Annotated in this window: 23 protein-coding genes and 1 pseudogene; 5 read left to right on the forward strand and 19 right to left on the reverse strand. The window is 66.7% G+C overall.

Annotated elements, in window-relative coordinates:
* The 13 genes and pseudogenes from HMPREF9006_RS10810 to HMPREF9006_RS04240 all read right to left on the reverse strand — a co-directional run.
* Positions 1–189 (reverse strand): annotated as a pseudogene (locus tag HMPREF9006_RS10810) (glycogen debranching protein); the annotation flags it as partial.
* A complete protein-coding gene (locus HMPREF9006_RS04185; RefSeq protein ID WP_050786691.1) occupies positions 176–1,936 on the reverse strand; it encodes a TNT domain-containing protein in 1,761 nt (586 codons plus the stop codon). The gene HMPREF9006_RS04185 and the pseudogene HMPREF9006_RS10810, both read right to left, overlap by 14 nt.
* Before the next feature lies 1 nt (position 1,937).
* On the reverse strand, positions 1,938–2,279 hold the full coding sequence (locus HMPREF9006_RS04190; protein ID WP_009212307.1) for a hypothetical protein: 342 nt from the start codon (positions 2,277–2,279) through the stop codon (positions 1,938–1,940).
* Between the two features lie 9 nt (positions 2,280–2,288).
* On the reverse strand, positions 2,289–2,588 hold the full coding sequence (locus HMPREF9006_RS04195; RefSeq protein ID WP_009212308.1) for a hypothetical protein: 300 nt from the start codon (positions 2,586–2,588) through the stop codon (positions 2,289–2,291).
* On the reverse strand, positions 2,585–2,962 hold the full coding sequence (locus HMPREF9006_RS04200; protein ID WP_009212309.1) for a hypothetical protein: 378 nt from the start codon (positions 2,960–2,962) through the stop codon (positions 2,585–2,587). The genes HMPREF9006_RS04195 and HMPREF9006_RS04200 overlap by 4 nt, the downstream gene beginning before the upstream one ends.
* A 37-nt stretch (positions 2,963–2,999) precedes the next feature.
* Positions 3,000–4,934, reverse strand: a complete 1,935-nt coding sequence (locus HMPREF9006_RS04205) for an ABC-F family ATP-binding cassette domain-containing protein (protein ID WP_009212310.1) — start codon at positions 4,932–4,934, stop codon at positions 3,000–3,002.
* Complete coding sequence (locus HMPREF9006_RS04210; protein WP_009212311.1) at positions 4,934–5,914, reverse strand: 4-(cytidine 5'-diphospho)-2-C-methyl-D-erythritol kinase; 981 nt, start codon at positions 5,912–5,914, stop codon at positions 4,934–4,936. The genes HMPREF9006_RS04205 and HMPREF9006_RS04210 overlap by 1 nt, the downstream gene beginning before the upstream one ends.
* 35 nt (positions 5,915–5,949) lie before the next feature.
* Positions 5,950–6,939: a 16S rRNA (adenine(1518)-N(6)/adenine(1519)-N(6))-dimethyltransferase RsmA gene (rsmA, locus tag HMPREF9006_RS04215; RefSeq protein WP_009212312.1), complete on the reverse strand. Its 990-nt coding sequence runs from the start codon at positions 6,937–6,939 to the stop codon at positions 5,950–5,952.
* Between the two features lie 437 nt (positions 6,940–7,376).
* Positions 7,377–8,807: a ubiquitin-like domain-containing protein gene (locus tag HMPREF9006_RS04220; RefSeq protein WP_009212313.1), complete on the reverse strand. Its 1,431-nt coding sequence runs from the start codon at positions 8,805–8,807 to the stop codon at positions 7,377–7,379.
* A 96-nt stretch (positions 8,808–8,903) separates the two neighbouring features.
* Entirely contained in the window at positions 8,904–10,055 is a 1,152-nt protein-coding gene (locus tag HMPREF9006_RS04225; protein ID WP_009212314.1) for a resuscitation-promoting factor, read from the reverse strand.
* Between the two features lie 214 nt (positions 10,056–10,269).
* Complete coding sequence (locus tag HMPREF9006_RS04230) at positions 10,270–11,181, reverse strand: TatD family hydrolase (protein WP_009212315.1); 912 nt, start codon at positions 11,179–11,181, stop codon at positions 10,270–10,272.
* A 62-nt stretch (positions 11,182–11,243) separates the two neighbouring features.
* A complete protein-coding gene (locus HMPREF9006_RS04235; protein ID WP_009212316.1) occupies positions 11,244–11,828 on the reverse strand; it encodes a DJ-1 family glyoxalase III in 585 nt (194 codons plus the stop codon).
* Positions 11,829–12,047: 219 nt separating this feature from the next.
* A complete protein-coding gene (locus tag HMPREF9006_RS04240; RefSeq protein ID WP_009212317.1) occupies positions 12,048–15,470 on the reverse strand; it encodes an ABC transporter ATP-binding protein/permease in 3,423 nt (1,140 codons plus the stop codon).
* Between the two features lie 208 nt (positions 15,471–15,678).
* On the opposite strand from HMPREF9006_RS04240, the gene HMPREF9006_RS04245 reads away from it, so the two are divergent.
* Positions 15,679–16,251 (forward strand): GNAT family N-acetyltransferase, encoded by a 573-nt coding sequence (locus tag HMPREF9006_RS04245; protein WP_009212318.1) that lies wholly within the window; start codon positions 15,679–15,681, stop codon positions 16,249–16,251.
* Between the two features lie 68 nt (positions 16,252–16,319).
* On the opposite strand, the gene HMPREF9006_RS04250 is transcribed toward HMPREF9006_RS04245, so the two are convergent.
* Positions 16,320–18,278, reverse strand: a complete 1,959-nt coding sequence (locus tag HMPREF9006_RS04250; protein WP_083806971.1) for a cation:proton antiporter — start codon at positions 18,276–18,278, stop codon at positions 16,320–16,322.
* 218 nt (positions 18,279–18,496) lie between these two features.
* Between HMPREF9006_RS04250 and HMPREF9006_RS04255 the strand changes: the two genes are divergently transcribed.
* Complete coding sequence (locus tag HMPREF9006_RS04255; RefSeq protein WP_034231086.1) at positions 18,497–19,090, forward strand: protoglobin domain-containing protein; 594 nt, start codon at positions 18,497–18,499, stop codon at positions 19,088–19,090.
* Positions 19,059–19,664: a methylated-DNA--[protein]-cysteine S-methyltransferase gene (locus HMPREF9006_RS04260; RefSeq protein WP_009212321.1), complete on the forward strand. Its 606-nt coding sequence runs from the start codon at positions 19,059–19,061 to the stop codon at positions 19,662–19,664. The genes HMPREF9006_RS04255 and HMPREF9006_RS04260 overlap by 32 nt, the downstream gene beginning before the upstream one ends.
* Before the next feature lies 1 nt (position 19,665).
* Here HMPREF9006_RS04260 and HMPREF9006_RS04265 read toward each other — a convergent pair whose 3' ends face one another.
* A complete protein-coding gene (locus tag HMPREF9006_RS04265; protein ID WP_009212322.1) occupies positions 19,666–20,988 on the reverse strand; it encodes a YkvI family membrane protein in 1,323 nt (440 codons plus the stop codon).
* Between the two features lie 153 nt (positions 20,989–21,141).
* On the opposite strand from HMPREF9006_RS04265, the gene HMPREF9006_RS04270 reads away from it, so the two are divergent.
* Together HMPREF9006_RS04270 and HMPREF9006_RS04275 are read left to right on the forward strand one after the other, a co-directional pair.
* Positions 21,142–21,405: a type II toxin-antitoxin system Phd/YefM family antitoxin gene (locus tag HMPREF9006_RS04270; RefSeq protein WP_003794039.1), complete on the forward strand. Its 264-nt coding sequence runs from the start codon at positions 21,142–21,144 to the stop codon at positions 21,403–21,405.
* Positions 21,406–21,407: 2 nt separating this feature from the next.
* Positions 21,408–21,665: a type II toxin-antitoxin system RelE family toxin gene (locus HMPREF9006_RS04275; protein WP_034231091.1), complete on the forward strand. Its 258-nt coding sequence runs from the start codon at positions 21,408–21,410 to the stop codon at positions 21,663–21,665.
* A 2-nt stretch (positions 21,666–21,667) separates the two neighbouring features.
* On the opposite strand, the gene HMPREF9006_RS04280 is transcribed toward HMPREF9006_RS04275, so the two are convergent.
* The 4 genes from HMPREF9006_RS04280 to HMPREF9006_RS04290 all read right to left on the reverse strand — a co-directional run bounded on the left by HMPREF9006_RS04280 (position 21,668) and on the right by HMPREF9006_RS04290 (position 24,137).
* Positions 21,668–22,390, reverse strand: a complete 723-nt coding sequence (locus HMPREF9006_RS04280; RefSeq protein ID WP_009212324.1) for a nitroreductase family protein — start codon at positions 22,388–22,390, stop codon at positions 21,668–21,670.
* A 72-nt stretch (positions 22,391–22,462) separates the two neighbouring features.
* Complete coding sequence (locus HMPREF9006_RS10295; RefSeq protein WP_009212325.1) at positions 22,463–22,732, reverse strand: Txe/YoeB family addiction module toxin; 270 nt, start codon at positions 22,730–22,732, stop codon at positions 22,463–22,465.
* Positions 22,725–22,982 (reverse strand): type II toxin-antitoxin system RelB/DinJ family antitoxin, encoded by a 258-nt coding sequence (locus HMPREF9006_RS04285; RefSeq protein WP_009212326.1) that lies wholly within the window; start codon positions 22,980–22,982, stop codon positions 22,725–22,727. Before HMPREF9006_RS04285 ends, HMPREF9006_RS10295 begins: the two co-directional genes overlap by 8 nt.
* A gap of 105 nt (positions 22,983–23,087) precedes the next feature.
* On the reverse strand, positions 23,088–24,137 hold the full coding sequence (locus tag HMPREF9006_RS04290; RefSeq protein ID WP_009212327.1) for a threonine aldolase family protein: 1,050 nt from the start codon (positions 24,135–24,137) through the stop codon (positions 23,088–23,090).
* Positions 24,138–24,186 lie beyond the last annotated feature (49 nt).

The raw sequence follows: 24,186 nt of genomic DNA on the forward strand, positions 1-24,186 counted from the left end.
TCCTCCCCTCCGAACCTTCCCACGCTCCTCTATATCAAAACAATAGACACTATTATCGTACCAAAGGCGCATGTAAGAACAGTTACCATAATCAATATAGTAAGCATTCCCCTCCTCAGACACGCTCCCAAACACTTTCAAGCCAGTGTACTTCTCCATGACAGACTTGTATTCATCAAGAAAATCCAACGGGACTCTCCTTTCCCTTCAAGATATGTTCCTTTATGAGTCGAGATACCGGAACAGCCTCACCGTTTTGATCAACGATTTGCAGCTGCGTTGCTCCTCCCGGCTGCTGACCCCAGGGGGCAGCCTTGCCCGACTTGATCGTCCAGCCCTCGGGCAGCGGATCCTCCGTAAACTCGTACTGGTAGTAGTGGTCGTTCACCGAGTCCGGGCGCAGGGAGCGCTCCTCGAAGGAGGCGGGGCGGCCGTCCTCGATCACACCCAAGAAATTGCCGTCAGGATGCCCAATGCGGTCAACATCTTTACCGAAATCCTCCACATAATCAGCAACCGAGGAATACACGGTTGGCTTACCGTCATAACCGTCGTTCGGCGGCCAGTCAATGATCCTCTTCTCACTTCCATCAGGCCTCCTTTCAATATGCGTGTGTTCCGCCCTCCATTCCTCATAGGTGTACGATGTCCCGTCGGGTTTCACCCCCAAGACCAGCTCGCGTCGGCGCACCATGTCCGCCCCCATCACGTCATCCACCAGCCCTTCAGTCGGCGGGGGCTCGCCATCCGACTGATACGATTTCAACGGTACCCTTGACGCGAGATCCTCCGCACTTCGTGGAGGGACGCGCAGTCGTTTTTCTTTCCATTCATCGGCAAGGTCTTCCATCCCGTGCGAACGCAGATAGTCGTCCAAACGCTCGGACAGGCGCCCCATGGCACCATCCGCTCGTATGTCGAGCCTGGACGCTCCTCGCAACGCACGCACACCGATGTCCTTCAGCATCGTTCCCTCACCAATGACTGGCAGAGACTCGATCACGGCCGTCAGCCGGGCGGCACGAGCACCCGCACCCGGAGCCACGCTCAGCGCGGCGAGCACCGCGCCCGGTACCAGCTCCCCCAGGGCAGCCCCGGGATCATCGGCCCACCCGTCCAGGTTGAGCAGCCCTTCCACCATCTTCCGCGCAAACCCCTTCGGGTCCGCAAGAATCGCGTCGCGCAGCGCCAACATGTCACGACTGGGAAGCACCGTCCTCTTAGCCATGAGTTCTTCCCACGACATCCATCCGAGCATGTAGCGCCCATAGTCCCACAGCGCTTCAGCCGCCACCCCGTAGGTCATCGTCAGCAGGCCCCACACGCCATCGAAGATGCCCGCAACCGCTCGCCGCGCGAAATGAACGGGAGCCCAGGAGGGGTCCGGTGAACGCTCGGATAGCTCGTAGAGGGTCTGCGCCAGGGCCTCTCCCGCAGCATCGGTGTCGCCCACCGCCGCGTTGAAATCCGCGATAGCCTGCTCTTTTGCCGCTTCACCCGGCCGGGTATCACGCTCCGGATGATACGAGAAGTCCCACACGGGGAACCCTAGCGCGTCGTGTTGAGGGTGCTCCGATGCCCACCGTTGCTCCGCGAGTGCCGCCTCCACTGAGGCAACCCCCGCCTCGTACGAGGCCTTGGCAGCTACGGCGCGCGCTTGCGCTTCTTCCAGCGCGGTCGCATATGCCTCCCACGCATCGGCGGCACGTCCAAACGTCGCCGACGCACACCACCACCTGTCGGGCTGCGTCTTGAAGTGCTCGTGGAAGCGATCCGCCGCACGCCCCACCCACCCCGGGGCCGAAATCTCCTGAAGAGACCACGCGATCCTCTCGCAGTCCGAGGCACGATCACGCATGACGGCGATGCGCCCCCGAATGGCCGCCGCGTCCCCCATGATCTCAAAGTCGGGTGCTCCCGTATGCAACACGCCCACGTTAAGCCCCCGTCACCGTCTGCTCTGTTGACACGGACCTCGCCGCATCACGCGCGCGCCGCATTGCGTCCTCGCACGCACTCATGTAATCCCCGTAGATCCCCGCCACCTTCCCCAGGTGCCCCGCGGCCTCGGCGACATCTCGAAGCATCCCATTGAGTCCCTGGTCCCAGGCGGTGTTAAATCGATCTAACGCCCCGACAACCGTGGGATCACGGACCATCGCGCCATTCGGCGTGTAATCCGCAACGTCGTACGTCCTGTTCCGCTCCTGCAGGTCAGCCAGCTGCGACGCGGCGGTTACCAAGGCCTCGATATCGACCTCAAAATCGTGGTTTCCCATGGTCGCCCCCTAGTCCACCGCCGCAAAAGCCAGGGTTTCCGCCTTGATGCCCGCCTGGCGGATATCCTCGAACGCCTGCTTCAATGCGTCCAACGCACCCGATAGCTCCTCCACCCGGGTATCCAAGCGCTGTGCACAGGCCTTCTGCGCCTGCCTGGCCTCGGAGGTATCCGTCCACTCCCCGAGCTCGTGTTCCACGAACTCCGACATCTGCGCACCGCTCTCGCGTAGCTTCGAGGCAGCGCGGGCTATGTCATCCATCATGTAGTTCACTGCTGTTTCGTGAAAGACCAGGTCCTGCCCGCTCATTGCCCACTCCCAAAGGCCGAGGCGATGCCGCTCATGGCGCCGGCGGCATCCTCTTCAGCCGCCAGGAGGGCCTCATCCACCGCGATCAGGGCCTGCGCGTAGCGTCCCAAGTCCAGCCTGTGTGCACGCGCACCCTCGCCCCACGCTTCCAGCGTCTCGCTCAGGATCGAGAGATAGGGGCCGTTGACCCGCGAGGATTCCCCAACGACATCCGATTCGAGGTTCCGAGCAATGTCGACGATGGCGCTGTCACAGTCCGCGACGTAGCCCGCCGCCTTCGTTTGCGCCCCAATGACAAGTCCAAATCCTGGTCCGCTCACAACACGCCCCACCTTCATCGGATAGAGAACGGCCAACACCACTCGTTCAACCATTTGTTCAGCCGAACATACCAGTCAAGCACATCAACACTCACTCAAGCAGATCGGCCGCCTCCAGCCAGGCTTCCTCGAGCTCGTTGATCTCGCCGAGGACGCCCTGGTGGGCGGCCGAGGCCTTCGTCAGCTCGGACACCGCCGAGGGATCCGTAGCCACCTCGATCGACAACTTCTCCAGCTTCGCCTCAAGGTCCGAGGCCTCGGCGCGCAGGCGATCCAGCTTGCGTTCGATGCGGGCCACCTCCTTCTTGGCCGCGCGCCGCGCCGCAGCGTCACTCACGGCGCCGCGTGCGCTCCCCCGCCCCGCGCTCTCCTCGCCCGAGGAGGCACCCGAGGAGGACGCGGCCGAGCGGGAAGCAGGGTCGGCCTCGTCGGCGCGAGTGGACGTACCAAACGCCCCAAAGTCTCCGGAGGCCCGCATCTGCAGGTACTGTTCGACGCCGCCGGGCAGGGCACGGACCTGACCGTCGCCGAGGAGGGCCACCTGGTGGTCGGTGACGCGCTCGAGGAGGTAGCGGTCGTGGGAGACGACGACGAGGGTGCCCGGGAAGGTATCGAGCAGATCCTCCATGGAGGCCAACGTGTCCGTGTCGAGGTCGTTCGTGGGCTCGTCCAGGAGCAGGACGTTGGGCTGACTCATGAGCAGTCGCATGAGCTGGAGGCGCCGCCGCTCGCCGCCGGAGATCTCGCTGATGCGCGTGTACGCGCGGGTCCGCGTGAAGCCCATGCGCTCGGTCATCTGGGAGGCGCTGACCTCCTTCCCGTCCACGACGACGGTCTGGGCGACGTCGGCCACCGCCTCGACGACGCGCATGTCGGCCAGGGCGTCGAGCTCGTGGGTGTCCTGGGAGAGCGTGGCGACCTGGACGGTCTTGCCGCGTTTGACGCGTCCCGAGGTGGGGGTAAGGTCACCGCGCAACAGGTTGAGAATCGTCGTCTTACCGGCACCGTTGACGCCGACGATGCCGACGCGCTCGGCGGGCGCCAGTCTCCACGTCACGCCCGAAAGGACGCTCAGGCGCGTCCCGTCGGGTCGCGGAAAGGAAACGGACACGTCCTCCAGATCGATGACGTCCTTGCCCAGGCGCGCGGTCGCCATCCGCACCAGCTCAACGGTGTCACGTGGCGGCGGCACGTCAGCGATGAGTGCCTCAGCGGTGGCGATGTGGAACTTCGGCTTCGAGGTGCGGGCGGGGGCACCGCGCCGCAGCCACGCCAGTTCCTTCGTCAGCAGGTTGGCGCGCTTGGCGGCCGCCACGTCCGCCTGGCGCAGGCGCTCAGCGCGGGCAAGGGTGTAGGCGGCGTAGGAGCCGTCGTATATTTCGACGCGGCCGGGGATCTGCGGGCGGTCACCGCCCGGGTCCACGCCGGGCACGACCTCCCAGATGTGTTCGCACACGGCATCCAGGAACCAGCGGTCGTGGGTGACGCACAGCAGCGCACCGCTCGCACCCGGCCGGGCAAAGCGCCCGTTCAGGTGCGCGGCCAGCCAGGCAACCCCCTCGACATCCAGGTGGTTCGTGGGCTCATCCAGGCACACGATGTCCGCAGCGGTGGCCAGGACCCTAGCCAGGGCGACGCGCCGCCGCGACCCGCCCGACAGCGTTCCGACGAGCGCCTCGGGGTCAATGTCGGCGAGCAGCCCGGCGTGAATGTCGCGCACGCGCGCGTCCGAGGCCCACTCGTACTCTTCCAGGCCCGGGTGGACGGAGCGAACCACGGTTTCCGCGGGGTCCAGGGCGTCGGCCTGAGTGAGGAGGGCGACGCGCACGCCGTCACGCCGGGTCACCACTCCCCCGTCGGGTTCCTGCGTGCCCGCAACGATACGCAGCAGCGTGGACTTTCCTGCGCCGTTGGGACCGAGGATTCCCACCCGGGAGCCGTCGTCCAGGCCGACGGTCACGCCGTCGAGGAGCTGACGCGACCCGGCGAGGGCTCCGACGCTTTGCGTTCCCAGCAGGTGTGCCATCAGCTGACCTCCGTCTCTTCGACCACGGCGCCGTGTGCGGGGCCGGAGGCGCACATCGCGCGGGCAACGGTGTCCTCGGCCTCGAGCGCGCGGGCGAGGTCGTGGGCATGCTCGGCGTCGCGCGCGAGGGCCGCGACGGTGGGGCCGGAACCGGAGAGGGTGACCGCCAGCGCTCCTGCCCGACGCGCGGCCTCCATCGTGCGCGCCAGCTCGGGACGCAGCCGCAAGGCGGGGGCCTGCAGGTCGTTGACGAGGCGTGGGCTAAGCTCCTCGGGTCCGGATCGCAGAGCGCGCGTCTCGCCGGGCGTGGGTTCGACGAGGCCGGGGGCGCAGGCGGCGTCTACCCGGTCGAACTCGCGGAATACCTCGGGGGTGGACAGGCCCTCGTGGGCCAGGAGCATCACCCAGTGATGCGCGCTCGTGTCCCCAGCCTCGCCGTCGGCGAGGACCCTCATGCGGTCTCCGCGTCCCGTCCCCAGGGCGATTCCGCCGACGAGGCAGGCGGGCACGTCTGCCCCCAGAGAGCGGCCGATAGCCTGGAGCTGGTCGGCGCCCAGGCCCAGGTCCCACAGCTGGTTGCAGGCGACCAGGGCGGCGGCGGCGTCTGCCGAGCCGCCAGCCATTCCTCCGGCGACGGGGACCCGCTTGTCGACGCGGATGCTCACTCCCGCGGCGGTGGACGCCCACGGTCCGGCGGCGGCGAGCCGCTGAAGGATGCGGGCGGCGCGCACGGCCAGGTGGGATCCCGGGTCCAGGTCGGCCATCGCGGCGGTCGTCGCCTCGTCGACGCGCCCGTCGGGCAGGTAGGCGGTCGTCTCCACGCGCACGCCGGGGGTCTTCGTCGTGCGCACGGTGACGGTCTCGCGCAGGGACAGCGCTTCGAACACGGTGACGAGCGGGTGGTAGCCGTCGGGGTTGGGGGGGCCGACCCTCAGCGTTAGGTTGACTTTTCCTGGAGCGCTGGCACGCACTTCACGCATGGCTATCCTTTCGTTTCGCCGCAGCGGTTCGCCCGTCAGCGGGCCGCCTGCGAGGGCGGGAGGGCTCCGCCTTCTCGCGCCTCAAGGACGGCGCGGCCCAGGGCGACAAACTCATCGATGGAGAGCGTCTCTCCCCTGCGGGTCGGGTCGATTCCGGCATCGCACAGCAGCGCCTCGGAGGCTTCGGGTCCGCCCGCCCAGTTCTTCAGGGCGGCGCGCAGGGTCTTGCGGCGTTGCCCGAAGGCGACGTCGGTAACCTCGAACGTCGCGCGTCGCAGCGCCTCGTCCCCGCGAGGTGAGGGAAGTCGCGTCAGGCGCACGAGGGCGCTATCCACCCCGGGAACGGGCCAAAAGACCGTGCGTCCAATCGTGCCCGCCCGCTGAACCTCGCCGTACCAGGATGCCTTCACGGAGGGGACGCCGTAGGTGCGCGATCCCGGTTCCGCGGCCAGGCGGTCGGCGACCTCGGCCTGAACCATGACGACGACGGCTTCGATGGTGGGGAAAGCGTCGAGCATGTTGAGGAGCACGGGCACGGCCACGTTGTAGGGCAGGTTTGCGACCAGCTTGGTGGGCGGCGGCCAATCGACACCGAAGTCCTCGTTGCCGGTGATCTCGGTGGCATCCATGGTGACGACGTGGAAGCGTCCGCTCGCCTCGCCCATGCGCGATCGGATGGTCTCGGGTAGCGCCGAGGCCAGGGGCGGGTCGATCTCGACGGCACGCACGCGCGCCCCAACCTCCAGGAGCGCCAGAGTCAGGGAGCCCAGGCCCGGCCCGACCTCAACGACCTCGTCCCCGGCGCGCACGTCTCCTGCTGCGACGATCCTGCGGACCGTCCCGGCGTCGTGGACGAAGTTCTGCCCCAGGACCTTGGTCGGGCGGATGCCCAGGGCCTCGGAGATGGCCCGCACTTCGAGGGGCCCGAGCAGTCCCGTCTCGGAGGGAACGGCCCCCTCGGGCAGGGTCGGATCGATGCGGCGGCGTGCGGCGCGGGCGCGCTGGGAGGAAGGGGATTGGGTCACGCTGGCCAGTCTAGTGCACGGCACCGGCGAGCCCGGGGCGAGGCCCCCTGTGAGGCTCGGCCCCTCGGGGGGCGACCGGCCTCACGGCGCGGCGGCGTATCAGCTCCCTGATCGCAGTCAGTTGGTCGACTCGTTCGAGGCTGCCGATTCGAGACTGCCGACAGCATAGAGAACCCTGACCCACACGTTGCGACACGGCAACCACCGCTATGCGACGCGGATACGGATAGGTTATCGCTACGCGGATAGGTTATCGGCTTGCGGATAGCTTACTGTCCTATCCGCGTGCTCATAACCTATCCGCATGTTCACAACCTATCCGCGTACCCATCACTGACCCGCGTGCTCACAACCTATCCGCGTACTTGAATCAGGCAACAGAAAGACCGGGCCCGACAACCTCCGCTGTCAGGCCCGGCCCTCCTCAGCTCTCAAGCTCAGTACCAGCCGACCGCATTCGAGTGCGCCCAGGCGGAGCAGGGCGTGCCGTAGCGTCCCTTAATGTAGCCGATACCCCAGTTGATCTGGGTGACGGGATTGGTGCGCCAGTCGGCGCCCGCCGAGGCCATCTTCGAGCCGGGCAGGGCCTGGGGAATGCCGTAGGCTCCCGAGGACGCATTCTCGGCGTGGGGATTCCACTGGGACTCCCGGTTCCACAGCTGAATCAGGCACTGATACTCGCTGGTCCCCCACCCCTGCGCCTCAACGAGAGGCTTGGCCAGCGCACGCGGATCCTCGCCCGAGTAGGTCATCGGAACCGCTCCGGCGGCCGCGGCAGCGGCGGCCGCAGCCGAGGCCTCGGCTCCGTTCGATTCTGCCGCGATCGCAGCAATTTCGGCCTTGGAGGAGATCGTCCCCAGCTTCGCGCGGTAGCGCACCGAGGTCGTTCCATTGGCTTCGGTGGCCTCCTCGAGGGTGGCCTTCGGGTCGATGCCCGCCGCAACGAGGGCCGCCGGGGTGGCTTCCTTCGTTCCCTCGGTGCGCACCTGCGTCACGGGCTGGGAGGTGGAGTGCTCGGTGATCGGCACGGAGGTGCGCACCTCGTCGCCGTCCTTTTCCTGCCACACCGTCCAGGTCGTGACGCCGTTGACGCCCGGCGTCGTCACCTGAGACTCGCCGACGAACATGTCGCCGCTGGTCACGGTGGTCTCGTTGAACGGAATCTCGACGGTCTCGGTCGCCTGCCCGCGGGTGACACGGCTGACGGTGATCGTCAGCTCCCCGACGGGACCGTTCGACACGTTCACGCGATCGAGAGGATGCACCGACACCCCCGCTGCCTCGAGGATCGCTCGCGCATCCTGGCCGGGCCGCGCAGCCACCTCGCGGCTGGTGCCATCCACCGCCACAACGACGTTGCGAGCGCGAGAAACGAGGGGGGTCAATTCATCGCGCGAGGAGGAGCGGTCCGCTGCGAGCGTCACGGCCGACCCCAGGGGCGCCGCGTCAGCAAGGATCGCATCGGCCGAGGAGGCCGTCGTCCACAGGGTGCGCGACGTACCGTCGACGGTCACCGCGTACGCCTTCGAGGTTCGCACAATGATCGTGTCGCCGTCGCGTACGGCCTCTCCCTCACCGGGCTGCACCAGGTCGTTGCTGCCGATACTCACGCCCGCAACCTCCAGCGCATCTCCCACGGTGTTTCCCCACGAGGTCACCGGGCGGGAAACGCCGTCCACCTCAAGCATGACGGAGGTGTAGGAGGCGGCAACGCCGACGCCTGCGACGCCGACCACCCCGGCCGAGGCCAGGGCCGCGACGCTGAGAACGATGCGGGGAGAGGGCGCGAAGGAACGCAGGTGGGCTCCGAGAACGTGCAGGGCGCTGGCGGCGGAGGCACTCAGCGAGGTGCTCAGGTGGTGGCTCACGATACTCCAGTTACTGGCTATTGGTCTTGCTGGTCAGCTTAGCGCGACAGCCCGCGGGCACGCCAGAACAATGGCGCTCCCGCGGGTAATGTCACGTCAAACGAGGCCGAGCTTGTAGGCGCAGCCCCACTGGCCCCACCCCGCGCGCTGCTGAAGCATGCGCGCACGCATGGTCTGTTCCTCGGCCGAGGCCTCGGAGGGCAGGCCGGTGCCGCCGACGCTGCGCCACGTGGGAAGGGAGAATTGGTACATGCCGTAGTAGCCGTTGCCGGTGTTGATCGACGGATTACCGCCGGACTCGCACTGGGCGATGGCCGCCCAGATGGAGGCGTCGTCACCGGAGATGGCCGCAGAGCCGGAAGAAGAAGAGGAGGAGGAAGACGACGAGGTGGAGTCGGAGGATGAGCCGGAGGGCTCTTCCGCCTTCTTCGCCTTGGTCCCCTTGGACACGACGCGGTTCGTGGGCTCGGTGCGGGAGGTGGAGAGCACCGCGGACACGGTCACGTTGCCGTCGATAGTCTCCTGATAGGCCTGGGTGACCTCGCTGCCCGCCGCGCCTTCCTGCACGGTCTTCTCGGTCCCCTCCTCGGCCTCGGCGTCCTCACGCTCCTCGGTCTCGTAGGGAATCTCGGTCGTGGTCGTAACGGTGCCGCGAACGACGCGAGCAACCCGCAGCGTGGTGTCGCCGCCGACGTTCTCCAGGGTCACCCGGTCGATGGGGCCGGCGCTCACGCCCGCCTTGGCCAGGATCGCGCTCGCCCCCTCGGAGGCGGAGGCGACAACGTCGGTCGTGTGACCGTCGGCGACGACGTGAATGTTCTCCCCGCCCTCACCGATCGGCATCTCGGATCGCGTGTAGGAGCGGTCGGCGGCCATCGACGAAGAGGATGCGGGCAGGGCGGTCAGGACGCCCGAAATCGAGGAGGCGGTGGACCACGCGGTCGTCTGGGCGCCGTCAACGGTCACGTCGTAGGCGGTGGCGGAACGAACGACAACCGTGTCGCCGCTGGCGACGCGCTGGTCGGCGGCCGGGGCGACGAGGTCGTGGTCGCCAACGCTGACGCCCGCGGTGCTCAGCGCGTCGCCCGCGGTGGAAAAGAAACCGGACACGTCGCGGCTGACGCCATCCACTTCCAGGGTGACGTGCCGGTAGGAGGTGCCGACGGCAGCGGCAGCTGTGCCGGCCACCAGGAGGGCAGTCGCGGAGGCGACGGAGATGACGACTGTGCGGGAGGGCTTCAGGCTCACGGGTCTCCAGACCTTGTAGGTTCCAAGTCGTTGGCCGCGTCGCACCGGCGCCTCGAAAGCGAGGGGGCGATGGGTCCTCCGACTCAGACTGACTCCTCCACCGTAACCAATTTGTTACCCTTTCGCGACCACTTTGACGCAACTCACGCGTTCGCCCGCCGCCTTGACGGACCCCCGCGCGCCCCTCCTCACCCCCGCGCGAGGCGCCAACGCCTCACCAGGAACCGTAGACGGCCTCGGTGTTCGCCCTCAGCTGCTCGCACGCTTCCTCCTCACCGATTCCCCACAGGCCCGCGATGAACCGCACGGTGTGCGCCATCACGTAGGAGGCGTTGGGGCTGCCGCGCCACGGGGCGGGTGTCAGGTAGGGCGCGTCGGTTTCGACCAGGACGAGCTCGCGGGGCATGGCCGCCAGCGCCAGGCGCGCATCGTCGTTGGCGGGGTAGGTGATCGGCCCGGCGAAGGAGGCATACCAGCCGCGTTCGGCGAGCCGGGCGGCCATCTGCGCGTCACCCGAGAAGCAATGGAACACGATGCGCTGATCTCGCTCGGCGCTCTGCTCCAGGATCTCGAGGCTGTCCTCGTGGGCGTCGCGATCGTGAATCTGCAGGGGCAGACCCGCCCGGCGAGCCATGTCGATGTGGACTCGGAAGGACTCCTTCTGCGCCTCTCGCCCGGGTTCGGCGGTGCGGAAGTAGTCGAGGCCGCTCTCTCCCACCGCGACGACCATCGGGTCACCCAGGCGGGACTCAACCGCCGCAAGAGCCTCGACGAGGGGAACGTGGTGGTCGCGCGCCTGCGGGGTCAGCCCGTCGGGCGAGGCCTCGGTGCAGCCGGCGTGCAGGGCGGCCTCGTTGGGGTGGATCGCCAGGGCGACGCGCACGCCCGCGTGGGAGCGAGCGAGGGCCAGCATGGGATCGAAGTCCGGCAGCTCGCACGCGCTCGAGATCACGGCGCTCACGCCGACAGCGCGGGCACGTTCCAGCTGTTCCTCCAGGGAGAGACACACGCCGTCCGCGCGGGGAATCTGCCCGACGTGGGTGGGCAGGTGGGTGTGGTTGTCGACGACGGGAGCCGCCAGCGGGGCGGGAGCGTCGGGCCAGGTACGAGGCTTGCGCCGACTCATGCGGGCTGACCTTCCTTTCGGGTCGATCGGATGGGTGCGTCAGGAGACGAGTCCCGCGTCTCTCAACGGGAGCGCACGATGGCCCGGGAGACCTCGTCGACCGCCGCGTCCCCGAGGAGCACCCGCACGATTTCGAGACCGAGATCCAGGGAGGTCCCGGCTCCGCGGCTGGTGATCACGGCCTCGTCGACGACGACGGGGTTCTCGTGGACGATGGCGCCGCCGCCGGCGATTGCCTTGACGAAGGCTGGATTGGCGGTGGCGTGGCGCCCGTCCAACACGCCGAGTTCGGCGAGGATCGAGGGGGCCGCGCAGATCGCCGCGATGAGCTCCCCGGCGTCGGCGCGCCGCAGCACCTCTTCCTGGATCGCCGGTGTCGCCTTGAGGCCCAGGGTTCCCGGCATCCCGCCGGGTAGGAAGAGCAGCGCGTAGGTGCTCAGGTCCGTGTCCTCGAGCATGCGGTCGGCGACCACTCGGATGCCGTGGGAGCTGGTCACGTGTCGGGCGTCGGTCACCGAGATGAGGTCGGCGCGTACCCCGGCGCGGTAGAGGACGTCGGCGACGGCCAGGGCCTCGACCTCTTCAAAACCCTCCGCGAGCATGATGGCGACGGCGGCGTCGGTGGCGAGCTTGTCGGGTGTGGGCATGGTTCCTCTTTTCCTAGGGCCTTGCGCAGGCGTTACATCCAGCCTAGCGCAGGGGGCGGCGCGGACGCGCCGAGGGCGTCCTCGATCCGGGCGGTGGCGTCCGGGCGGGGCGCGGGTGCGGCTCCCGCCACGCCAACAATCTTCGCGGGGTCAGCGTGGCGTCCGCGCGGGGCGAGGGTGCGGAACGGGATCCCCCGCCCCACACCCACGGCTACAGGCTCACTCCGAGCGCAGCGCCTCGACGGGATCCTGGCGGGATGCCCTGGCCGCGGGAATGATGCCCGCAATGACCGTGAGGAGGACGGACACCGCGATGAGGATCGCCGCGGTGAGCGCAGAGAGCTGAGCGATGTTCTCCACCTCGAAGGACGCCTTGACCACCGCGTTGGCGATGGCGCACAGCCCATAGGTCACGCCCACGCCGATCAGGCCGGCGAGCAACCCCTCGATCACGGTTTCGGCGTTGAAGACCCGGGACACGTCCCCCTTCGAGGCGCCGATCGAACGCAGGATACCGATCTCCTTGCGACGCTCGAGGACCGAGATGTAGGTGATGATCGCGATCATGATCGAGGACACGATGAGCGAGATGGACACGAAGGCGATCAACAGCCAGGAGATGATGTTGACGATGTTGGTCACCGAGCTCATGAGTGAGCCCATGACGTCGGAGTAGGTGATGACCTTCCCCGTCTCACCGGCGGCCTTCTTGTCGGCGTTGTAGGAGTCCAGCACGGCCTTGACCTTGTCCTTATCCGCGAAGGACTTGGGGTAGATCGACACGTTCGAGGGCGAGGAGATGTCCGCCCATCCGAGGGTCTTCAGGTTCGTGTCCAGTGTCGGCACGTTCGAGGAGAACATGGTCGCCATGAGGGCGGCGAGGGACTTCTCGTCGACGTTGGACTGGAATGCCTCGGCGAAGGCGTTGGGGTCGATCGCGAAGGCACTGGACATGTTGGTGGCGAACTGTTCCATGACCGTGCTCATCTGCTCGCCGATCGCGCCGGAGAGCTGGGTCATCATGGAGGTCATCGCGCTCGTCATGGCCTCCTGCATGACCTGGCCGATCGCCGCACCAACGCCCCGCGTGAGGGTGCCTCCCAGCTGCGCCGCGATCTGAGAGGAGATCGCGCTCATGACCTGAGCGGACACCTCGGTACCGATCTTGGCCAGAGCCGGGTCGTTTCCGAGCGCCTTCATAAGGTTGGCGCTCAGCTTGTCGGAGTCAACCACCTGGTCCGAGGAGACGGCCTGACGCAGCTGCTCGATAACCTCGGGCTGGGAGAAGTAAGCCGCCGCAAGGCTCGCGAAGTCAGTGGTTCCTCCCTGCTCAATCTGGCGGCGCGCGTAATCCTGGAAGCCCTGGGCTATCCGCGTGGCCTGGGCGCTCAGGTAGTCTGCAGCGCCTTCCTTGACTGCCCCGTCGGCCAGAGCCGAGCGGATGATGGTCGGGAAGTCAACGTTGGCCAGCTGGGGCAGCTGCTTGCTCAGGTCCCCGAGGTTGAGGGCGGACAGGTCAAAGCCTGCACCCGACTGCAATCCCGACTGCATGCCCGGGACCGGAGCGAGGGCGGACAGATCGAGGTTGGACAGGTCCATGCCGGACATGTCCAAGTTGGAAAAGTCGAGTCCGGACAGGTCCATGCCGGAGAAATCCATGCCGGACAGGTCCATCTGGAGCTTCGACGGATCCATCTGGAATGCGGCCTGTAGCTTCTGCTCGTCCACGGTGAACAGGGAGGACATGTCGAAGCCTCCGGACTGGCTCTTCTGGTTGTCGGCCAGTTCCTTGAAGGTCTTGCCCGTGAAGACGTCGACGTCGGGCTTGGCACGCTGGGCCTTGACGATCGGGCTGGCGGCCGCCTCCTCGATGATCTGGTAGGTCATCGCCGGCGTGTAGGCGATGCCCTGACGCAGCGCGCCTCCCTTCGTGGAGTTGGGCTTCACGATGCCCGAGATGGTCAGCTGCTGGCCGCCGTCCACGAGCTTCTTCATGTAGTCGGTGTCGTTGGAGCGGTCGGTCCACACCTTGTAGGTCTCGTCCCACGTGTACTTGTCGAAGGCGTTGATGCGGCGGAAGGTGGTGCCCAGGATCGTGGAGTAGTCGTACGCCGTGCTGCTTGCACCCGACTGGGCTGCCGACTGGGCACCGGACTGCGTCTTGCCGCCGAGCGCGCCCTGGTAGTACGAGCGCATCAGGTCATCGAATTCCTTGTGGTCCTTCAGGCCCAGCGTGTATTCGAAGAGGTTCGAGAGGTTGCCGTCCTCGTCAAGGACGAGGACCACCTGGTTGGCGCCGGTCGGCCAGGAACCGGCGACTACGTCGTAGGCGGCGGTGTACAGCGAGGATGCGGCGGGCATCTGGTAGAACGCGTTCGTTTGCATCATGGAGGAGAAGGAACCGGCGCCGAAGCCGGTCTCCATCTGTTTCATCGACTGGTCGGGGCTAACCTGCACGGTCGACTTGGAGGTGTCCGATTGGAAGATCTGGGGGACGACGTCGTAGTCGTACTCGACCGCGTTGACCATCGAGTCGATCCCGCCGCCGTTGTTGTCGAGGTAGGTCTTGAGCGAGGCCAGGTCGTTGGTCTTCGCGTCGCGGATCGAGTCCGCGAAGGTCCGCATTTGGGACACGCCGACCTTGCCGTCCGGCGCCGCCTTGGAGGTCTTGGACTCGGAGCTCGCCCCGGCCAGCGCGGCGGTCATGTCGAGGCCGCTCTTCTGGATCGTCAAGGGGTAGGACCCCAGGGTCTCCTCCTCGGTCTTGGCGATATAGGCGTTGGTCCCGTTGGCCAGCGCCAGGATCGCGGCGATGCCGATGATGCCGATGGACCCCGCGAACGAGGTCATCAGCGTGCGCCCCTTCTTGGTCATCAGGTTGTTGAACGACAGGGACAGGGCGGTGAGGAATCCCATCGACGTGCGGCGCACGGGTTTCGCGGCGCGCCGGTCCTGCTCGGTGGGGACAAAAGGTGCGGAATCGGCGACGATGGAGCCGTCGGCCAGTTCGACGATGCGCGTCGCGTACTGGTGAGCGAGCTCGGGGTTGTGGGTCACCATGATGACCAGGCGGTCGCGGGCGACGTCGCGCAGGAGGTCCATGACCTGGACGCTGGTCTTGGAGTCGAGGGCACCCGTGGGCTCGTCGGCGAGCAGGATTTCGGGATCGTTGATGAGGGCGCGGGCGATGGCAACGCGCTGCATCTGGCCGCCCGACATCTGCGAGGGCTTCTTGTGGACGTGGTCCTTCAAGCCCACGCGCTCCAGGGCCTCCAACGCCCGGGAGCGACGCTCCGAACGAGACACGCCCGAGAGAGTGAGCGCGAGCTCAACGTTCGACAGGACGCTCTGGTGCGGGATCAGGTTGTAGGACTGGAAGACGAAGCCGATACGGTTGTTGCGGTAGGCATCCCAGTCGCGGGCCTTGTAGTTCTTCGTCGAGATCCCATCGATGACGAGGTCGCCGCTCTGGAAGCGATCCAGGCCGCCGATGACGTTGAGCATCGTGGTCTTGCCCGAACCGGACTGGCCCAGGATGGCCACGAACTCGTTGTCGCGGAAGGCAACCGAGACCTTGTTGAGTGCGACCTGCACCAGGTTGGCGGTCTCATATGCCTTGACGATCCCTGTGAGCTCAAGCACGCTTCATCCTTACTCGCGTTTCTCTGTGCCCTGCCAGCCTAGCCGAGGAGCAGTGCGCACAACACAGCGCTCTCTCACAGTGACCCCTGATCGCACCCCTATTGTTCCCTGACTGCCCCGCCGTATCCCCTGATGTGCCCGAAACCTTACCGAGGCTCTGCGTCCCACTTGAGCAGGAGCAGAGGACGCCGGCGGCTACAGTTATCCCATGACAGACCTCGCTTCCCTGCCCGTGCCCGACGAGGGACCGATTCGCGACAAGATCCGGCAGATCTACGAGCGTTCCTTCCCGCCCGAGGAACAGATCACGATGTGCGATCTCCTGCGAGCCGCCCGCAAGCCCGGGGTGTCCTTCGACGCGTGGACGGATGCGTCCCTGCCCGCGGGCGAGGCAGGCGCCGGCCGCGTCGTCGCCCTCACCTTCTCCCTCGCCTTCCCCGACCTGTTCTACCTGGGTTTCCTCGCGGTCGACGCACGTACGCGCGGCGCGGGCTACGGCACGCGGATCCTCACGCATGTCGCTCAACGCTATCCCGGCATCCCCCAGCTGCTGGAGATCGAGCCCGTCACGCGCGAGGCCCCCAACTACCAGCAGCGGGTGCGTCGCCTGGCGTTCTATGAGCGCAATGGCTTTACGGTGACGAACATGCTCACCCACGAGGCAGACCAGACCTACCGCGTCCTGGCGCGCCAAGGCCTCGTCTCCCCCGAGCGCCTCGAGGAGGCGCTCAACTCCGCGACAGACGACCCCGCCTACTTCTCGCGGGTGACCATCGGCTGATCGGGCACGCCGACCTCCGGGCCGTCACCGCGCCCGGCGCCGCTGTCGGCCCTCGCATCCCCGTCGCGTCAGTGTTCCTGGCCGTGCCCGGACACCAGGAGGATCTCCTCGTAGTCCAGGCGCGCGAGCGCATCCTCCAGCGCAGCGGAAGAGAAGATACCCGCGTCGCGTGCTCCCAGCAGCGCCTCGCGCTGGGCGTGAATGGCCTCCAGGGCGAGCTCGCGGATCTGCTCGCGCGTGAAGGAACGCTCGACGTCCTCCCCGCTCATGTCGACGGTGCCGCGGGCGTGATCGCCGTGTTGCTCGCCGGTTTCTCTGGTCTCGCCGGCGGTCTCATCCGTCTCGTCGTCGCACCGCGGGCGCATGCCCTCGTGCGTTGCGCCTTCCTGTGCGCCGGCATCCTGGAGGATGTCGCTCAGGACACGGTCGGCGGTGCGTGCGATCCGATCGCCGTCGCTGGAGCCTTCGTGGGACACGGCGTGCCCGATCCGCGACAGCGTCCGCGAAACCCCCGCGGACAGGAGCGTCTGGCCGTCCACCTCGTGGATCGCCTGAGCGAGGGCGGTGTCCACCAGGGCGGAGCCCATGACCTTCAGGAGCTTCGCGCGCTCCTCCTCGGGGATGTCACCCGAGGCCATCTGCGGCTTGGCCACGCGGATCACTCCCGGCAGGGTCAACCCCTGGATGATGAGGGATCCGGCGGCAATGAACAGGGCGATGGTCAGCAGGTACCCGCGCAGCGGCGCGTGAGAGGAGATCGTCTGGGCGGCCGCCAGGGTAATGGCCCCGCGCATGCCCGCCCACACGATCACGCTGCCCTCGCGCGGCCCCAGGGGTTCGTTGGCGAAGTAGTCCAGGTCTGTGGCTCGCAGCGCGTTGCGGCGCTCGCGGCGCGATAGCCGACGGCGGAAGCGTTCGAGGGCGAGTCCCCACTGCTCGGGGCTGAGGTTGCGAGCCTCGAGCATGTCCTCATCGACCGCGCACGCCTCGTTCATGCGTTGCTCGAAGTAGTCGATGCGCTCGGCCTCGGCGTCGAAGCGCCGCTGGCGGTGCTGACGGCGGTGGTCCAGCCATGCCAGCATGAGGGCGATGAACAGGGCGCGGATCACCATGATCAGGGCCCCCAGGGCGACGGCGAGGAAGGCCGCGAAGCCGAGGCCTCCGCCCACGGCGCTGGCCTCTTCGACGATGCCGAAGGCCTGCAGGCCCATCGTGAGGAAGATGCCGCCTTCGAGGACCAGCGTCATCGTCTGCCAGTTGTGCTGCGAGAAGCGCCTGTTGGTCGCGGAGATGGCGCCCGCGCGCCTAGGGGAGACGACCAGCCCGGCGATAACCGCGGCGACCAGGCCCGAACCTCCGACGTGTTCGGCGGGGATCGAGGCGATGAAGGGCATGACGAAGGAGAAGACCGTGTCGGCCGAGGGCTCCTTGATGTGGGCGCGCACACGCACGCCGACCTCGCCGACGACCCAGCCAATCGCAGCTGCGATACCGAGCGCAAGAGCGACCTTACCGATGAGCAGGCCCGGGTTGAGGGCGTGTTCGTCTGCGGCCAGGCCGGCATTCATCGCGGCGGACAAGAGGACGAGCGAGGTCGCGTCGTTGAAGAGGCCCTCACCTTCGAGCACCGTAATGATGCGGTGGGAGACACCGGAGCGTTTCGCGATCGACACGGCGACGGCGTCGGTTGGGGACAGGACCGCGCCCAGGGCGACGCCCCACGGCAGGGAGATCGCGGGCACCAGCCAGTTAATGACGAATCCGACCGCGAAGGCCGAGAGGAAGACGAGGGGGATCGCGAGCATCGCGACGGCCTGCATCTCGCGGCGAAAGTCCATCGTCGGCATGCGCACGGCGGCGGAGAAGAGAAGCGGGGGGAGAACCATCTCCAGGATGATGTGTGGCTCGACTTCGATGGCCGCCACCTGGGGCAGGAAACCGATCGCCAGTCCAACCGCCAGGAGGATCAGGGGGGATGCCACGCGCACCTTGGGTGCGACGAATTGGCACGCCACGATGATGAGCATTCCGGACAGGGCGATGAGAAGGGGATCCACGGGTCAATTGTATTGCGAGCAACCCCGCCAGCGTCGTTGCCATCTCACTACAGCGGCTACGCGTGCCGCGAACTCGCGCGGAACACCACACCCCACCTGCCTGGCCTCTCCACCAGCCCCGGATGTCAAACAGATCCACACGAGCAGAGCACGTGCTACAATTGACGCATAGGTTCAAGGAGGTTCTCATGACCGCTTACGACCACTCGTCGGGGTACACCTACGGCACCGATGCCGTCCCCACGTCTCCGCTCACACTCGAGGATCTACGCCAGATCGAGGCCGCCGCACACGTCCAGCCCGGTGATGCCGAGCTGCTCGCACGAGCAGAACCCATCCTGGCGCCACACGCCATGGAAATGGTCGACACGTGGCGCGGGATTCTGGCTCAACAAACGTATCTGGCGGCACATTCCGCGCACCCGGACGGGCAGCCGAACCCCGAGTACGCGCAGGCCTCGAAGCCGCGCTTCGCCCAGTGGATCATCGACATGTGCACACGCGAGCGGGACCAGGCGTGGTTGGACTACCAGTACCTGATCGGCGCACGGCACATGTCCGCAGCGAAGAACGCGGCGGATGGGGCGGACTCGACGCCATTCGTGCCCCTGCGCTACGTGCTCGCCTTCATCGCGCCCACTGTGGAGGTCGGGCACCGTCTCCTTGCGGAGGGCTTCGAAGGCGAAGAACTGAGCGCCGTCCGCGACGCCTGGACTCGCGCTGTCACTGTCGCCGTGACAGTGTGGGCGTATGCCTACCGAGATCACCCCGAGCAGTTCTGATCCGACGCGCGCCACCTACGACTCCCCCATCGGTCGCCTCACACTAGCCGCGCGGGACGGTTCGCTCGTCGGCTTGTGGGTGGTCGGGCAGCGTTTCTTCGGCACCCCGCACGGGGTCGGCGAGGCCGTGGCGAGCTGCGCGCTCGACCTAACCTCGTCCGATTCCCGGGGCAGCGTCCACGCCGAGGCCGGGTGGGACGAGGCCGACGCGCGCGTGCTTCGAGCGGCAGCATCATGGTTGGATGACTACTTCGCGGGCGAGGCCCCCTCCCCCGCGGCCGTCCGTCTCGCGCCTGCGGGCACGGACTTTCAAAAGCGTGTGTGGGAGGAGATGGCCACTATCCCCTACGGCGCGACGCGCACATACGGGCAGATCGTCAATCAGCTGCGGGGCGCAGGCATCCCCGCATCAGCCCAGGCGGTCGGCGGCGCCGTGGGGCGTAATCCCCTGCTGCTCATCCTCCCCTGCCACCGAGTCGTGGCCGCCAGCGGCCCGGGCGGATACGCGGCCGGAGAGCACGCGAAGGCCTGGCTGCTTGCGCACGAGGCGGCCACGGCCTCGTCGGTGAGCTGACTCAGCCGTTCGACCGATCGGCCTCGAGCGATTCCTCGATCAGGGCCTCGTCGACCGGCAGCGCCGCGCGAGCGTAAGCGGCGGCATCATCCTGAGTGTCGGCGATCTGCTCGGCGATCGATCCAGCGTCCCGCCTCAGTTCCACGCCGTTGACGACGGAGGCGCGGGCGAGGGTGCGTGCCTGGGCGCGGTGCTCGTCCGTGTACTCCAGGTCGTCGGCGTGCTTGCGCACGAGCAGGCGAATGAGCTTGCGACGCAGGTTCTCCTCGCGCAGGACGGAGGAGCGCTCGCGCAGCCAGCCGACCGCGAGGACGACGAGGAGGGCGACACCCAGCCAGCCGATGATCGGGTACATGCCGCCGATCAGCTTCTTGAAGCCCATGAGCGAGGCCGCGTAGCCCACGGCGACGACGCCGACGAGGACGATGCGCATGCGCCCCGTCGAGCCGCCCGAGAAGCGGCGCGCCGTCGAGTAGAAGAGCGAAAAAACCGTGTTGTAGATGAGCGCGAAAATGATGAGCGTGTAGACGAAGGCAAAGGCCGGGTGGATCGAGCGCGCGATCTCGAGGGCGGGAACGTTCACGTCCCAGACGCGATCCATGTTCAGGTATAGGCACAGGGCGTCCGCGCCGATGACGAGCGCGATGATGGTGCCGCCGACGCGACCAGCGCGGCGGGCCTCGCCGATGCGCAGCACCGAGCCACCGAGCACAAAGGCCATGGCAATGCCGTTGACGACGCACAGCGCGAAGTAGTTGATAGTGGAGAGCCACAGGTTAGGCAGGGCGGGAGTGACCTTGGTGGCGGCGGCGTTGAGTTCGGCGACGCCCGGGTGCGGGGTGGCCAGCGAATAGACGGTGAGGATCGTGATGGCTACGATGATCATGGGCGTGAAGACGCCGATCACCTTCATGATCCGGTCGAAGTCCAGGAAGGCTGTGAGAACGACCAGAACCGCGCACAGGGCGCTGCCCGCCCACGCGGGTAGACCGAACTGCTGCTCGAGGTTCGCGCCCGCGCCCGCGAGCATCACGAAGCCCATCGCGAAGCCCGAGAAGACGAGCACGACGTCGATGACGCGACGCAGCGCAGGGTGGGTGATGCGTTCGAAGACCTCGTCATGGTGGCCGGATCGGTAGTAGGAGCCCAGCTGGAGCGCGACGACGCCGAAGACGACGTTGAGGACACCCAGGACCGCGATGCCGATCAGGCCCTTCGCGCCAAAGGAGAGGAAGTATTGGAGCAGGTCCTGGCCGGATGCCAGGCCCGCGCCGATGATGACTCCCACGTAGGCGAAGGCGACAGAGAGGTACTTCTTGGACATAGGGTTCTTCCGGTTGCGAACGTTTCACGAGGCCGAGGCCTCTTGTCCACCGTAGATGCTTCGTGTGGGGATGGGAACGCCCATGGGGGATTGTTCACGCTCAGTAGGGCTCATTCAAATACAAACGTGTACACAATGTACTAAAATGCCACTATGAACACACTTGCTACGACGCTGTCGACTCGCGAGCTGCGCGCAAACCTCTCCGACATCCTCGGGCGAGCCTCCTACGGCGGCGAACGTATCGGAGTGACGAAGAACGGCCGCCTCACGGCGATCGTGATCGGCGTCGATGACCTGTTGGCCTTGGAAGAACTCGAGGATGCACGCGATCTCGCGGCCTTCCGCGAGGCGGTACGCAACGACGACGGGCAGCGCGTCAGCCTGGCCGACCTGCGCGCTGAACTCGACGCGTGACGATGTACCGCGTCGAATTCACATCGGCGGCGGCGCGCAAGGTACGCAAGCTGGATCGGCCGGTGCGCGCCCGCTTGCTGGATGCCATCGAATCGCTCACCACTTCTCCTCGCCCCGATGGGGTCAAGAAACTCACGAGCACGGAGAATGCGTGGCGCATCCGCGTCGGCGACTACCGGATCATCTACTCAATCGAAGACGACATCCTCGTCATGACCGTCGTGCGCGTCGCACACCGCCGCGAGATCTACCGCTCGTAGCATTACTTGCCTTCGAGGAGCTGGATCGGCGGACGCGGGGCCTTCATCGCGTTGATCGGCGCCTCAGGATCCGCGTAACCGAGCGTGAAACCAGTGATGAAACGATAGTGCTCGGGAATCTCGAACTCGGCGTCCACGGGCTCGCGCCAGGTGGCCAGGATGCCGACCGGGCAGGAGTCCACTCCGCGAGACTTCGCCGAGAGGAACAGGGTCTGGAGCATGAGGCCGGCGTCCATCGCGCTCCACGGGAGCATGTCCTCGTGGACGAAGACGAAGCCCATGACAGGCGCGTCGAAGGCCACGACGTTGCGGCGGTTGACCCGGTTGCGTCCCTCGATGTCGCCGCGCTCGACGCCGTAGATCCCGTAGAGAAGCTTCGCGACCTCGATCTGGGCGGGGCGCACCTCCTCCGGGTAGCGCTTGCGCACCGGGTAGTCGCCGTCGGGGATCGGGATCTCCACGTTTGGATCTTCCGTCTTGCGCGCATGCGCCGCGATCTCCTCGTCGAAGAGGCGCCCGTAGTGTTCGCGCAGGCGCTCTGCGCGCTCGCCGGTAGCCAGGGCCAGGCGGAACGCGCGGGTGTTGGACCAGCTGGGCGCGGTCGTCGCGTCGGCGAGGATCGCGTCGAGGACCTCGGCGGGGATCTCCTGGTCCGTAAAGGCGCGCGTGGAGCGGCGCGAAGCGGTCAGGGCAGCGAATTCGTTGGTCTCGTCGTCGAGCGTCATGCTCCCAGGCTAACCCGCCCCCACTCCCTCGATCCACCCGGCCCGCCCACTGGACGGCTTCCGCTGAGCAGGCTAGTGATCCCCGTAGTGAGTGCGACAAGAAATAATCTCGACTCGATCATCGCGCACGCGATAGACAAGACGATTCGCCCCGTCAATACGACGCGACCACCACCCCGAGTAACGCCCCTTCAACGGTTCAGCCTTACCAATTCCAGCGCCTTGCCCATTCCTGGCAATATCACGCAGTAGTGCGTTGATGCGCTTCAGGGTCTTTCGGTCCTGAGTCTGCCACCACAGATAGTCCTCCCAGGCCTCGGAGGCCCAGACGAGGTCACGCATCCTCGATCAACCCTCGCGACACACCACGCCCGGCTTCCAGCTCCGCGATACCGCGGTCAAGATGAGCGAGGTTGGCGCGCGAGAAAAAGCCATCAACCTCCACAACGAAGGGAATCCGCTGTTCCCGCGCCACCTTCTTCGCAAAGATCGTGAACGCGGTATTCATCGAGAGCCCCATTTCCTTGCAGGCACGCTCCATCGCAGCCTTATCCTCAGCGTCGAGTCGAACAGTCACCGTAGCGGTCGCCATGCAACACCTCCACAATAGCAGATTGATAGCTAAACAATAGCAGGGTAACAGCATGATGAACCTGTTATCAACGCACTCCACCTGCGGAGGATATGAGTGACGCCCTTACCGGGCCAGGGCCTCCTCGAAAGCCGCAACGTCGGTGTCGGGGGTCGCCCAGGAGGTGCCGAGACGGGCGAGCAGGCGCCCGTCGGGCAGCGTCTCCCAGATTCCGTATCGGACCTTGCGCGACAGCCTCTCGTGCCCGGCCTGGTCGAGGGCCACGAAGGTCAGGTTCGTCGGCGAATTCATGGTTACGACGTAGCCCGCCTGCCGCAGGGCGCCGCGGATTCTCGCGGTCGCTTCCACGGCAGGGGTACCGATCCTGAGGTACAGGTCGTCCTCGAAGAGCGCCTCGAACTGGACGCCGAGGAGACGCCCCTTGGCCAGGAGCGCCCCGTGCTGCTTCATCTGGGTGACGAATTGGCGGATCGAGCCCCGGGTCGGGATGACGACCGCCTCGCCGAAGAGAGCGCCGCACTTGGTTCCTCCGATGTAGAACACGTCGGTGAGCCTGGCCAGGTCGGCCAACGTCACGTCGTTGGCCGGGGAAGCCAGCGCGTAGGCCAGGCGGGCGCCGTCCACGAAGAGCTTCAGGTCACGCTCGCGGCACACGCGCGAGAGCTCCTCTAGTTCGCGGCGCGTGTACAGGGTTCCGTACTCGGTGGGCTGGGAGATGTAGACGAGGGCGGGGGCGATCATGTGGTCGCGCGCGCCATCCCCCTCCCACGCCGAACAGATGCGCTCAACGTCGGCTGCGTTGATCTTGCCGTCAACGGCGGGAACGTCCAGAATCTTGTGGCCGCCACGCTCAACGATTCCGGCCTCGTGCATGTTGATGTGGCCGGTGTTGGGGGCAATGACGCCCTGCCAGGGAAGGAGGATCGCGTCGATGACGGTCGCGTTCGTCTGGGTGCCGCCCACCAGGAAGTACACGTCGGCGTCGGGGGCGGCGCAGGCGTCGCGAATCAGGTCGCGGGCGCGCTCGCAGTGCTCGTCGGTGCCGTAGCCACTGGATTGTTCCATGTTGGTGGCGACGAGGGCATCGAGCACCCGGGCGTGCGCGCCCTCCTGGTAGTCGCTGGAGAAGTTGGGCTGCGTGAGGGAAGAATTCACGCGGCCATTATTCCACGAGGCAGGACGGATAGTTCCCGTTACATCATGA

The organism is Actinomyces sp. oral taxon 180 str. F0310, assembly GCF_000185285.1.
GTDB lineage: Bacteria > Actinomycetota > Actinomycetes > Actinomycetales > Actinomycetaceae > Pauljensenia.